Below are 12,308 nucleotides of genomic sequence, written 5' to 3'. Positions count from 1 at the left end.
GCCGGCCAGCCGGCACCCGTTGCTGAAGGTAGGGCTAGCACGCCTCCAGCCGCAGCCGTGTGGTTAGGGTGCGTGCTCCCCTCGGACACTGAGCCATCGTTCCACTCCAGGCAGGCGGCACTCTTGTGCCACCTGTTGTGTTTTTGGAGGAAGATGGCGCGACACCAGGTCCAGAGCGATGCCAGGACGAATCGACGACTACGACGACCCCAACGCGCCCGCCGGTAACAGCACGGTCCCGTCGATGAATGTGGTCTCGAAAACGATCACGGATACATCCGCATCATTCGCCGCTCCGACAACGGCAACTGGGCCGTACCCGGCGGCGCCGTTGAGTCCGGCGATGTGGTGAGGATGATGGGACGATGACTGCTTCGTCGAACGGTTGGCCTGTCGTGCTCCTTCACGGGTGGCCGGTCACCGAGATGCACTGGCAGGGCCTGCTTCCACTCCTGCGTCGCAGCGGTTTCGCGCCGATTTCGGTCGCCCTGCCAGGGCTCGGTAAACCGGTGGAGACCGCACCTAGTTTCAGGAAGAGCGACCTTGCCAACTGCCTCGGCGACGATCTCAGCGAACGCGGGCTCACGCGTTTCTCGCTGGTAGGCCATGACTGGGGTGGCACGGTCGCGCTACTCCTGGCCGCCGCAATGCCCCAGGCGGTGAACGCAGTCGTGATCGAAGAAGAGATCCTCCCCGGGATCGACATCGACATCCCCGCACCAGGCGCTGAGCACTACCCGTCCTGGCATGGACCGTTCAACCGTGCGCCCGGCCTCGCCGAGCAGCTCGTCCCGGGACGGGAAGACGCCTACTACGGGACCTTCCTCCGGCAGAGCGCCGGCCCGCCAGGGCTGGACCCGGATGCAGTCCGCTCCTACATCGACGCCTACACGACGGACGATGCTCTGGAGGCCGGGCTCGGCTACTACCGATCCCGAGCCGATGACATCGCCGACGTTCAACGACTCCGAGAGAATCCGATCCACACGCCCGTGCTCGCGATCGGAGGACGCTACGCGATGGGCTCCGCCGTCGCGGACGGCCTCCGCATGCTCTCGACAGACGTCACCGGCCTCATCCTGCAACGATCCGGCCACTACCCCGCCGAACAAGAGCCCGAATCCGCAGCCCAAGCCATCATCGAGTTCCTCCAGCGACACCGCGATCAGCCACCCCAATAGAGCCCGCCCCCAATCGCTATCCGCAGCTTCGTGACCGCATCCGTCGCCCCGAACTGCGCAAGACGGCGCTCAACGTCGCACTCCTCCTGATCACCGCCGTCATCACCTGAGGCCGCTTCGAGTGCGGAGGAGGATTCGACCAAGTCCTTGTTCAACGGCACGATCTGGTCCGCGGACAACTCGATGTGTCAGGGACTGCGTATTCCCCGGATGCCCCGCCGCGGTCCGAGGCTTGCATGATGCCAGTCGCCCGCAGTTGACCACGGCACCGTTGCCATCGAGCGGTCCAGCGCCGGCCTGAGCCGAGCAGCGAGTTCGTCGGCGTACGCCGTACCGCAGAGATGACCCGACTGAGCGTGCTATTCCCGTACCCGTTCGGCCCGGTCAGCAGGACCCACCTCGCCATCCCGCATGACCAGATCCGTGAAGCGCACGGCGTACGCCGACAAACCAGTCAACCGTGACCCCAAACCACAGCGTCGAACGTCATCGTTGGCGCACACTGACGGCATGTGGATCGCAGGTCTCGCCACCAGCGCCCTGACCGACAAAGAGCACCGTGCTCGGCCGTACGTTTGGGCGCTTGTCGGCGCGGTCCTCGTGCGCGATCGTTCAGGCTGTTGCCCAAAGCCAGTCGACGGATCGCGACAGCAGTCAAGACGGTACCTCCGATAAGCCCGACGCATCAGTCACTCCGGCTACCCCCGTCGGCACCGAGCCTCTTTCATCACCGCCACCCGCCTCATCACTGCCTCCGACCTCACCCTCCGACCCGATCCAAGCAGGCGCCGACTCAGCTGCCGGCCGCAACGGCGGAGGCCTACCCGGCGTCGGCCTCGGAGACCCTCTGCTGCTCCCATAAGCCGTCGACGGACTGCTCCCGGTTGCCGCGACCGTCTCTGGCTCGAGGTGACGGTCACGGCGTCCGACGTACCTCGTGAGAGTTCAGCTCGAAGCGTGTGGTTAAGGTGCGTGTTCCTCCTCGGACACGGTACCTAACCACACGGTCGGCCAACGGCTCGACCTCCACGTCGACAATCTGCTCGGCGTGGTGTTACGTCAGCGACAATGGCAGCGCGGCGTACAGGTCTGCGAGATCTGCAGCTTCGGCCCGGTCCAGGGCTCGCCCGATATCGGCGAGGCCGTCGACGGTTGTCTCGATCTCATGTCGGCTCAGGTCTTCGTCCCGTGGAGCCGCCGCAAGAGCCGCTTCCGCCGCACGCTTCTCCCCCACTGCCAGGTTGTCCTGCTCCCGCAGCTCGGCCGGATCCCATCCTGCGTCAAGTGCCCGACGCAACCGCTGCATCGCAGCCTCGGCTGCGGCGACACGGCCCTGTAACTCTCGCGCCCGACCAAGGTGCCTCTCGGAGGTTTCGTCGGCGGCGACCAGCGCGGTGATCGTCGCGTCACGGTTCAGCGGATCGAAGAGCTGGCCGATCCACCGATTGATTGCCGGTGTCACCAGATCCTCACGAAGGTAGATCTGAGGCGGGTGAGCAAGCGCGGTAGCGGAACCCGGCACGAGCGTTCGCGCGTTGCACCGGTAATTGATCACGACCTGCCGCCGAGCCGCGCCCTCCATCTTCCGCTCGCAGATGCTGCACTTGATGCGGCTGCGCAGCGTGTACACCCGCTTCTTCTCCTGACGCGTCCGCCCCATGGAGGACCAGCCTCGCTCGCCACCCCTACGACGCCGACGCTGCTCGAGCTGCGCGGCGGTGAAGGTGTCCACCGAAACGATCGCTGGATGTGCCGGCTCGCGTGACCGCACGATCTTCGCCTGCGGCGACCTCCGGAACCGTACGACGTGCCCGGCGGCAACGTCATCTGGGTCGAGCAACTCCTCGACCTTATGCCAACGGCCATAGATCGCGTAACCCGTATAGCTCGCGGCCTCGACCGCTTCGGCGCAGCGGCCCTCGACGATCAGGTGCCTACTCAGAGCCTCAAGGCCGTGCAGAAGTCGTTGCCGAACGCGTTCACGCTCGATGAGCGCCCACTCGTCGTACCACCCCGGCAGGAGTTCTACAGCGTCGACGCCACACGGCATCACCACGAGGTCCGCCGGTACCGGGTGTCCGCTGATAAGCCGGGCCGCCCATGCGTCGACCGCATCTATGTCGATCGCGATCTGATCCCGTATCGCGAGCGTGTACTCGTCGGCATTCAGCAGCGAGATGCCCACGCCATTGAGCCGCCATAGCGCCGAGCGGAGATTGCCCGAGGCGCGGGGCGCCTGCCAGCTGTCTGGGTTGCGGCAACAGCGCCGGTTGGTGTGGGCATGGGTCAAGCGTGCCCGACTGGCGGCGCAGGCGTCGAGGATACCGCCGCTCATGCCTGCCCGACGAGCGGGTGGCTAGCGTCGATCACGCGGTGGTCCGATCGAACGAGTACGAATTGACCGAAGGAGGAGTCGGGAACCTCAGGGACAAACGCATCGATGCAGGACCGCGTTCATCGTTCGAGGGCGAGTGACCGCTCAACACGGCTGAGTTGATCGCGCAGAGTCGGAGAGGGGACGGTTCCGGTCTGCCGCCTGAGGGCGCGGGCTTCGTCAAGGTGTAGGCCGGCTCGTTGGTGATCGCCTCGGTCGTGGTCGAGCACGGCCATCGCCTCCAGGACGGACGCCGTACCGCCGAGATGTCGCAGGCGCCGGGACACGTCGAGCGCCTGATCCAGCAGCGTCTCTGCCCGTTCGTGATTGCCAGCCAAGACAGCGAGTTGAGCCGCCAACGTGCCGGCCGAGGCGAGCCCCTCCTGATAGCCGATGCTCTGGTACGCCGCGAGGCTCCGCGCCGCCAAGGCGGCCGCATCCATGGTGCGACCCAACGCGAACTCCGCGTGCGCTCGGTAATCCAGGGCGCTTCCCAACACCATCGGTTCACCGATCTCCTCCGCAAGGGCTTCAGCATCCCGAAGCAACCCCTCGCCAGCCTCCCGGTCTCCGCTCGCGTGTGCGGTCCGCCCGGCCAGCGCCGTGACGAGGGCAAGTGCCCACGGCCGGCCGCAGTCGCGTGCGTTGCCGATCGCCGCGAGGTGGTGCTCACTAGCGGCGGGATAGTCGCCCCGTGCCCAGGCCGCCATCCCAAGCAGGTTCTGGGCCAGAGCCACAAGCTCCAGGTCCTGCAGGGCTGTCGCGGCGTCGAGCTGCCGGCGCGCATAGTCAACGGCTATGGCCGCATCTCCCTGGGCGAGAGCCGTTGAAGCGAGAATCCGCAGCAGGCGGGCTCGGATATGAGGATCAGTCTCGGCGCCGAGGACGGCACTCGCCCACGATCGGAGCTCTGAGAGTTGGCCGTCAAGGAACCAAGGCCAGTACATGTACGCAACGAGGTGACCCGCGGATGCCGAGTGTTCGGAGATAGCGGTCGTGGCGGTCCTTCGCAGATCTTCGGCGCAGGCGCGAGCGACTGCAGCCCACGCCGTCGCCTCCGCTGTCTGGATGCGGCCGTTGATTCGTGCCGCGAGACGCGCGTGGTACTCGAGGTGTCGCCGACGGGCGCTCTCGCGCATTGTCGGTGTCGCCGCTTCTCGGGCGAAGTGTCGCACCGGATCGAGGAAGCGGTAGCGAGCCTGGCCGACCAGGTCGATATCCCTCGTGAGCAGCGACCGCCCGAGCAGGTGGTCGACCGCGTCCGACGCGTCGTCTTCCACAACTGCGTTGGCGGCCTCACGGTCGAAGGATCCGGCGAACACCGACAGAGCGGCGAACGCTTCACGATCTGGTGGGTCAAGTAGGTCGTAGCTCCAGCCGATGACGACCCGCATTGTGCGATGCCTCGGGTCACCCGCGAGCGCGTCGCCCGCGAGCGCATCGAGCGGCTGGCCCAGGCTCGTGATGAGCTGCTGTAGCGATAGTGAGGCGATCCTGGCCGCAGCCAACTCGAGCGCCAGCGGAACACCCTCCAGCTTGGTGACGATGGCCCGTACACCGTCGGTGTCGAGCTCGGCCGCGGGGTTAGCCGCCCAGGCACGTGATGTGAACAATTCAGCGCCCGCGGCCTCGTCGAGCCCGCTCAGTTGAACGATCCGTTCCCCCGGAGCCCGCATCGGCTGGCGGGTGGTCGCGAGGATCCGCAGGTCCGGACAGCGTGACAGCAGGCGGGTCGCCAGCACCGCTACCGCCTCGATGACGTGTTCGCAGGTATCGAGGATAAGCAAGCTTCGTCGCCGGGACAGGTAGTCGCACATGAGATCGATCTCATGCCCGGGGGATTCGGCCAACTGGAGTGCCCGAGTCACACTCGTGGCGACACCGCTGGCCAGGACAGGGGCGAGCTCCACAAACCACACCGCCCCGTAGTGTGCGGGTGGCGCAGCCGCGACCTCGACCGCGAGTCTGGTTTGCCAACCCCGCCCGGTCCGGACAACGTCACGAGTCGAGCCATCGTCAGTGCTGTCCGCAGCGTGGCAAGGTCGCTGTCGCGGCCGACCAGCGGGGTCACCGGCACCGGTGGAGCCGCCGCGAAGCGGGTCGGCGCGGTCGACAGGGAGGAGTCCTGCGCCAGTACGGCGGCTTCCATCGCACGCAACTCGGGTCCCGGTTCCAGCCCTACCTCGTCAGCGAGATAACGGCGAGCTCGCGTATACGCCGCGAGCGCGTCAGCTTGCCGGCCGACGGCGTAGAGAGCCTTAACCAATAGGACGCGCAACCGCTCGCGTAAGGGGTAGCCTTCGACGAGCGCCGCGAGCTCAGCAAGCGCCGCGGATGCCAGACCCGCGTCGATCTCCTGGGCCAAGCGGGCCTCCACGACCGAAAGGCGCATCTCCTCCAGTCGCGCTGCGTTTGCCCGCGCCCAGGGCTGGTCGGCCCACTCCTCAAGGGCCGCTCCGTGCCAGAGCGCCAGCGCCTCTCATACCTACGGGCGTGGACCAGATCCTCGAAGCGCTCCGCATCAACAGACCCCCGCCCGACGTCGAGCCGGTATCCTCCCGGCACCGTCGTGACCTCCTGGGCGCCGAGACGCTGGCGCAGGTCCCGTATGTAGCCCTGTACCAGGTTGGGAGCGGAGTGGGGCGGTACCTCGCCCCACAGAATGTCAGCGATCCGGTCAACGCTGACGGGACGACCACGGTTCACCAGCAACAGAGCGAGCAAGGTCCGCAACTTGGGTGCCGACAGCTGTACTTCGGCGCCGTTCTTGTCGAGCACTCGCAGGTGGCCGAGCAGTTCGTACTCCACATTCGAAGCGTACGGCCGCCGGCTGATCCAGCGGGACTCCAGGCCGGGTCCAGGAGCGGCGGTCAGGCTGATGTCGCAACCACCAGGGAGGAAACCATGGTCATCCAGATCGTCCGCTTCCGGTCGGCGCTGCCGGACGAGCGCATCACAGAGCTCTTCCAGGTCCGTGCGCCCGAGTACCTTGCCATCCCCGGGCTACGGCAGAAGTACTATCTCCGCTTCCAGAGCGGTGAGTACGGCGGCGTCTACGTTTGGGACTCCGCCGCGTCGATGGAGCGGTTCATGGCCAGCGAGCTAGCCCGCTCGATCTGCCACGTCTACCGCGTGGAGGAGTCGGTGCGTGACGTCGCCGACGTCGTCCTCGCACTGCGAGGCGAGCACTCGACTACCTGGTCCACCTGATGCATGATCCGCCCAGCTTCCGGAGGTTCCGTCGTGACCGCAGCCGTCGCAACCGCACCGACGATCGAGTACCGGCACGTGGACCTGCTGCCGGTGCACTTCGATGACCTCGACCGGCTGGGGATGGTCCACAACGTCCGGTAGGCGTTGCTGATCGAGCGGGCGTTGGCCAACTTCTGGAGACACCACGGCCACACCTTTAGTGAAGGCAGGCCCACCACCGCAGACGCGTTCAACGTCGCGAAGGAGTTCCGGTCCGCCAAGGTGATTTCGACCCTGGGCGGTGTGGTCAGTGAGTTGTGCACGGTGCAGTGGTTGGCGACCGCGAGCAGAGCGTCGCGGCGAGTGGCGGGTAGGTCGGTCGGAACGTCGATGCTGATTTCGATCTGGTCGACCCGTGGTGGCTTGGCCGCGAGGTGGTACGACGCCCGGACGGACAGGCCGGTGGGGTCGATGTGATGGCGTGCGAGGTAGCGGCGTGCGTAGAACTCGACGCACGACGCCACGCTTGCCACGAACAGCTCGGTAGGCGTCGGGCCGTAGTCCTGGCCGCCGGCGTCCTGCGGCTGATCGACGGTGACCACGTGACCACGCATCTCGATGTCGAAGCGGTCTCTCGCGGTGGCGCACACAGATGGCCGGTGTCGGCGACGTCGTGGCGCTGAGGCGGCACGGCGACCGTCGTCAGCCAATTGCTGTGACCGACAGGAGCACAGCGGCGGACACAAACCAGAGCCCTTCTCGTGCTCCTCCCCGGAAGCGGAGGTAGAAGTAGCGTCGCCTCCGCTGCCCGGCTGTACGTCGTCCTCGAAGGTCACGTTCTCGAAGTCACGCCGTACCGTCGAACAATGTTCCGGTGACTCTTTGATTGCCTTGGGCGGACAAGGATGGCCGGCCGCAATTGATCCGGCTGTTCGAGCCGGGCAGCCGAGGAGGACGAATGACGACGTTGACCGAGGCCGCGTCGCTGGCCCGCGAAGAGAGCGGGCTCGCAGTGGTTTCCACCCTCAGAGCTGATGCCACTATCCAGGCTTCAGTCGTGAACGCCGGGGTCCTGCCACATCCCGCCACCGGTGAGCAGGTGCTCGCCTTCGTGACCTATGGGCGCGTCAAGCTCATGAACCTCAGGGCCCGGCCGCAGGTGTCCGCGACCTTCCGCAAGGGGTGGCACTGGGCCACGGTCGAAGGACGGGCGGAAATCGTCGGACTCGACGACCCACAGCCATGGCTCGCAGCGGACCGACTACCGCAACTCTTGCGGGACATCTTTCTCGCCGCCGGCGGTCAGCACGACGACTGGGACGAGTACGACCGGGTGATGGCGGAGCAGCGACGTGCCGCAGTGCTGGTAACGCCAGATCGGATCTACAGCAGCTAAGCCCCGCGAACCGACTGCCGTCAAATCATCAGGTGCAGTCGGACGGATCCACGAACGACCACGATCTCGGGCTGTTCGAGATCGCATCCCGGGCCGAGCCATCCGGCGCCGGATCGCGTCAGTGCGGGTCCGCGGCCAGTCGCGATCCGCAGACCCGGCACGTTACGGCCGGCCAGCAACCAGCAGCCCAACGCGGCCAGTATGAGGCCGAGGATCACGGTGAACCACGGCAGGCGCTGCTGGATCGTCCCGGCCACCGATGCCAGCGCCAATCCGAAGACGCCGAACACGAGCAAGATCCCTGCCGTCATCGCCGCAGCGAATCCCAGCGCGCCCGATCGCGACGCCGTTCGCCCAGAGCAAGGCATGCCGGGGGTCCACCGGTGGAGCCGGGACATGCTGGATCCCGGCACTTGCAGCAGGACTCACGCGTTGAGCTCTATGCGTGTGGTTAAGGTGCGTGTCCCTCCTCGGACACTGAAACAATTGTTTCATCCGAGAAGCAGCTAGTAGTTGTCGTTGGCAACCACCGACTCAGCTGGCTGCAGATGAATCCTCGTTCTCGCTGTGCCGATGCACCTCGTACAGCAGGCAGGCCCTCAGTTCGGTCGGCGCCGCCCGCGACGAGTCCCGCCATCACGAAGACCGACCTGGGCCAGTGCAATGCGACTGTGAGCCGCAGGACAGATGAATCCAGGGCTTCGACGTCATGACGCTGCGGCGGCACCGCGACCAGGTCACCCGGCCCCAGCTCGACATTCGCGTCACCGGCATGGACCACGGCGCGACCCTGCAGGCAGAGCAGCGAAGCATCGCCACGACTCTTGTGCTCACCCATCACCCTGCCCGCTGCGAGCGCCGTTAGCATCTGCCGAAGCCGGGGCACCGGGCCGGCTGCCCAGGTCGGCAGTACCGCGACGATCAGCGCGGAGCTGACCCCCAGCTGACCTGCCGTCATACCGTCACGCACTCGCTACAGGTTGCGGTTGCCCCGCCGGGTCCGGGCTACTCGGTCTCCCGATGGTCGGTCATCGGCTCGTCATGCCTGTCGAGCTGACTCAACCGCTCGTAACAGGAGTTCCCTGCGGCGCCGCCCAACACCGCCCCCACCAACGTGACGAGCAAAATCGCGACGAGTGCGACCAAAGCCGCCGCCGTACGATCGGCCTCGGCAATTGGCAAGGATGGCCAGTCGATCCTCGCCGCAAGGTCGTATTTACGGTCCGCCACGTAGCCCAGCCCGACGATGAGGCCGGCGGCGCCCCAGCTGAAGAACCACACGCCCACACCTTGCCGTTCGCCATGCGATGGCACCATCCGTCCGGCGGCATAGCCGCCTGAGAACCCACCGATTCCCATCGACAGAACGAGGACGATCCAAGCGCCGACATGTAGCCAGCCAGTGGCGTCACTCTCTGACCAGTCGGCAAGTTTCTCCCAGCCGATCAGGGCGCCAACAACACTGACCAACGCCAGCAGGAGTATGGCGGTGCCGCTGGCGACCAGCCAGCCGAAGAATGCGGCACCGAAGGACGCGCCCGCCCGGTCAGGCTGCTCCGCCCGCCACTCGTCAAAGGTGCCCGGATCAGCAGCGTCATCATCGGTGCCCGGGTCGCCGGCCTGGTTACGGCCGGACTGGCCTTCGTCAGGATCGTCCTCCGCGCCCTCGTAGCCGGTCCGCAACAACTCATCCAGTCCGACTTCGATGACTTCGGACTCTCTGTCCCCGTGGACCGCGCCTCGCCGACGCATCATGGTCACTCCCTGACAAGACCGCCCGTCCCCGACGGTGTGCTGTCAGCCGATTCAGCCGCGTAACGCGGCGCTTCCGCTGCACCTTCGCCGGTACCCGGAACGAACCAGTCCGAATTATCCTGGCCAGACGATCCGAACGATCACCCAAAGCTTCCAGCCAACTTGACAGGCAGGGGCTGATCAGCCATCCCACGCTGCGTCGGCGTCGCGTGCATGCTGCGTACGTGACGTGGCCCCACGTGTCGCGCTCACCAGCCATTGCCAACCGCGTCTACGCTGACTGAATGTGCAGGCTACGCGGGATCTCCGCGCTGCTTCTCTCAGCCGCGGCGCTGACCGCGGCGGGGTGCTCAGATACTGCCTCGGGCCCATCGTCGGCGCCAGGGTCCACCGTTCCCGCGAGCAGGGTCCCGACCTCCGCACCGCCGGCATCGGCCGGTACGACGGCACCGAGCGCCACGCAACCGCCAACGACTCGAAGGATTCCGCCCAATACGCGGTTCAAGGACCCGGCCGGCCAGGTGGTCCGGTCCGTCAACCGCTACGCCACCGGGCGGGCTCCCAAGCAGGTGGCCTTCACCCCTGACGGCAAGGAGCTCTGGGTGACGTTGCTCGGTGGCGATGGCGTTGCCGTCCACAACGCCGTATCCGGCGCCAAGCTGGCCGGCATCCGGCTCGGCCTCACGGCGGCGCAGTCGAGGTGATCTTCACCCGTGACGGCAAGACCGCATATGCGTCGCAGATGGAGACCGGCACTGTATGGCAGCTGGGCGTCGCCTCGCGCAGAGTACGGCGCAGCGTGGATGTCAAAGGTGTATGGACGAAGGTGCTGGCGCTGTCGCCGGACGAACGCACGTTGTATGCGGCGAACTGGACCAGCCATGACATCTCGGTGATCGACCTACCGTCGTGGCGGGTTCGCAAAGTCATCCCCACCGTGCACACCCCCCGCGGTCTCTACCCGGCGCCACACGGCCGGACCCTCTACGTGGCGGGCTACGAAAACGGGGAGCTCGCGAGCATCGACCTTCGCAGCGGGAAGCAGAAAATTCTGCTCCGCACGGGTGGTGCCATGCGGCACCTGGTCGGCGACGGACGACAGCTTTACGCCAGCGACATGGGCACCGCCTCGGTATACGTCGTGGACCTGGCGTCCGGCAAGGCGCGGCGACTGGCAATCGTCGACGATCATCCCAACACCATCGACCTCAGTCCGGACGGCAGTGTGCTGTTCGTGTCCTGCCGTGGGCGGAACAATCCGAAGAGCTACTACATCCCAGGCCCCGAATGGGGCTCGGTGGTCGTACTGGACGCCATGACCGGGCGCCCGCTGGACGCGATCGTGGCCGGCAACCAGACCACCGGCCTCGACGTCAGTGAGGACGGCGGCGTCTTGGCGATCTCCGACTTCCTGGACAACCGGATCCGGATCTACACCATCCCGCCGCACCAGCAGCTCGCCAGTGGGAACGGCGGCTTCTGGTCCGCGCATCACGCCAAGCTGCCCAAGTAGGTCCGGGGCCTGGCCAAGTCGCCCGCCGGCGACCACATGCTCTACCACGGCGTGACATGCAGTGGCATGGTTCGTTGCCGCCTCCGAGACCTCAGGCGTGCCAGAGATTGTCGATCGATGCCGAGGGCCCGAAGTTGTTGCTGAACTGGCCGGCCACCTGGTGATATCCGATCGCGTACGACCCGGCCGCCGGGCTCCATGCACTGAAGGCCTTCACCACCCGGTTCCGCAGCACTGAGTCGAATTCGGCCTTACGGGGACCGGCCTTGAACCACGCGAGTCCAGGCGCCGCGGCCACATCGGCCGGTCGCGGCGGAGTCGGACCCCAGTACAGCCGAGACACGAAGAACCGCGAGTTCACCAGGCTCGGATTCTCGAGCTTCAGATGCCTCAGGCCCTCACCGCAGGCAGCGTGGTCTGGGTGGTCGTCGGTATAGGACATCGTGTGGTGGAACGAGTTCGGGTGGCTGGCGGCGAAACCGGCGATGATGGCCTTGACCTCGTCCACCCCGGTCGGGCTGGTTCCAAACGCATCCAGCAGCCCGCCCTCGTGGTGATACAGGGCGCCGGCCGTGTACCCGGCCGTTGGGGTGACGGTGGCCATAGCCCCGATGGCGGAGCGGCACTCCAGCAGGCGGGCCGCACCGATCGCGGCCGGGGTCAACGCCGGGTAACCCTCCCGGCCGGGATTGTGCCGGTAGGCATGCTCGGCCCAGCTGCACACGTTGCTTCCGTTGAACGACCCCAGAGGGCCGCCGTTCCCACCACGGTTCATGGTTACGACGTGCACCTCGGACCCATGGGCCGGACGAGGGGCCGGTCGGGGTCAGACTACGACGAGGCCAGCAGGCTGAAGGTCGACTCGATCCGGGCGGCGAGGACGGCGGCGTCCAAGGA

Annotated in this window: 13 protein-coding genes and 1 pseudogene; 5 read left to right on the top strand and 9 right to left on the bottom strand. The window is 66.5% G+C overall.

Features of this window, described 5'->3' with window-relative positions; all coding sequences use genetic code 11:
• Positions 1-365: 365 nt before the first annotated feature.
• Positions 366-1,181, top strand: coding sequence for an alpha/beta fold hydrolase (locus tag EV652_RS43545; RefSeq protein WP_132217191.1), 816 nt, complete (start codon positions 366-368; stop codon positions 1,179-1,181).
• Between the two features lie 1,054 nt (positions 1,182-2,235).
• Here EV652_RS43545 and EV652_RS43540 read toward each other — a convergent pair.
• The 4 genes and pseudogenes from EV652_RS43540 to EV652_RS46350 form a co-directional block, all read right to left on the bottom strand.
• On the bottom strand, positions 2,236-3,516 hold the full coding sequence (locus EV652_RS43540) for an AfsR/SARP family transcriptional regulator (RefSeq protein ID WP_132217189.1): 1,281 nt from the start codon (positions 3,514-3,516) through the stop codon (positions 2,236-2,238).
• 119 nt (positions 3,517-3,635) lie between these two features.
• A complete protein-coding gene (locus EV652_RS43535) occupies positions 3,636-5,342 on the bottom strand; it encodes an ATP-binding protein (RefSeq protein ID WP_132217187.1) in 1,707 nt (568 codons plus the stop codon).
• Positions 5,343-5,419: 77 nt separating this feature from the next.
• Entirely contained in the window at positions 5,420-6,028 is a 609-nt protein-coding gene (locus EV652_RS43530; protein ID WP_132217185.1) for an AfsR/SARP family transcriptional regulator, read from the bottom strand.
• 131 nt (positions 6,029-6,159) lie between these two features.
• Positions 6,160-6,261, bottom strand: a pseudogene (locus tag EV652_RS46350) (hypothetical protein); the annotation flags it as partial.
• A gap of 198 nt (positions 6,262-6,459) precedes the next feature.
• Between EV652_RS46350 and EV652_RS46345 the strand changes: the two are divergent.
• On the top strand, positions 6,460-6,765 hold the full coding sequence (locus tag EV652_RS46345) for a hypothetical protein (RefSeq protein ID WP_158441578.1): 306 nt from the start codon (positions 6,460-6,462) through the stop codon (positions 6,763-6,765).
• On the opposite strand, the gene EV652_RS44975 is transcribed toward EV652_RS46345, so the two are convergent.
• The gene (locus EV652_RS44975; RefSeq protein WP_199238734.1) at positions 6,681-7,361 is read right to left on the bottom strand and encodes an OsmC family protein; all 681 of its coding nucleotides are present in this window, start codon (positions 7,359-7,361) and stop codon (positions 6,681-6,683) included. The two genes, EV652_RS46345 and EV652_RS44975, sit on opposite strands and share 85 nt — an antisense overlap.
• Positions 7,362-7,705: 344 nt before the next feature.
• On the opposite strand from EV652_RS44975, the gene EV652_RS43515 reads away from it, so the two are divergent.
• Complete coding sequence (locus tag EV652_RS43515) at positions 7,706-8,143, top strand: TIGR03618 family F420-dependent PPOX class oxidoreductase (protein WP_132217183.1); 438 nt, start codon at positions 7,706-7,708, stop codon at positions 8,141-8,143.
• A gap of 20 nt (positions 8,144-8,163) precedes the next feature.
• Here EV652_RS43515 and EV652_RS43510 read toward each other — a convergent pair whose 3' ends face one another.
• The 3 genes from EV652_RS43510 to EV652_RS43505 all read right to left on the bottom strand — a co-directional run bounded on the left by EV652_RS43510 (position 8,164) and on the right by EV652_RS43505 (position 9,898).
• A complete protein-coding gene (locus EV652_RS43510; protein ID WP_132217181.1) occupies positions 8,164-8,454 on the bottom strand; it encodes a hypothetical protein in 291 nt (96 codons plus the stop codon).
• Between the two features lie 140 nt (positions 8,455-8,594).
• Positions 8,595-9,011: a cupin domain-containing protein gene (locus EV652_RS46340; RefSeq protein WP_369410071.1), complete on the bottom strand. Its 417-nt coding sequence runs from the start codon at positions 9,009-9,011 to the stop codon at positions 8,595-8,597.
• 137 nt (positions 9,012-9,148) lie between these two features.
• Entirely contained in the window at positions 9,149-9,898 is a 750-nt protein-coding gene (locus EV652_RS43505; protein WP_132217179.1) for a TIGR04086 family membrane protein, read from the bottom strand.
• Positions 9,899-10,419: 521 nt separating this feature from the next.
• On the opposite strand from EV652_RS43505, the gene EV652_RS43500 reads away from it, so the two are divergent.
• Positions 10,420-10,602, top strand: coding sequence for a YncE family protein (locus EV652_RS43500; RefSeq protein WP_132217177.1), 183 nt, complete (start codon positions 10,420-10,422; stop codon positions 10,600-10,602).
• Complete coding sequence (locus EV652_RS43495; protein WP_132217175.1) at positions 10,599-11,411, top strand: YncE family protein; 813 nt, start codon at positions 10,599-10,601, stop codon at positions 11,409-11,411. The genes EV652_RS43500 and EV652_RS43495 overlap by 4 nt, the downstream gene beginning before the upstream one ends.
• 91 nt (positions 11,412-11,502) lie before the next feature.
• Here the strand turns inward: EV652_RS43495 and EV652_RS43490 are convergent, their stop codons facing one another.
• A complete protein-coding gene (locus EV652_RS43490) occupies positions 11,503-12,186 on the bottom strand; it encodes a hypothetical protein (RefSeq protein WP_132217173.1) in 684 nt (227 codons plus the stop codon).
• Between the last annotated feature and the right edge of the window lie 122 nt (positions 12,187-12,308).

Source organism: Kribbella steppae (assembly GCF_004342025.1).
Classification (GTDB): domain Bacteria; phylum Actinomycetota; class Actinomycetes; order Propionibacteriales; family Kribbellaceae; genus Kribbella; species Kribbella steppae.
The sequence above is the reverse complement of the archived record's forward strand: the minus strand, read 5'-3'. Positions and strand labels throughout refer to the sequence as shown.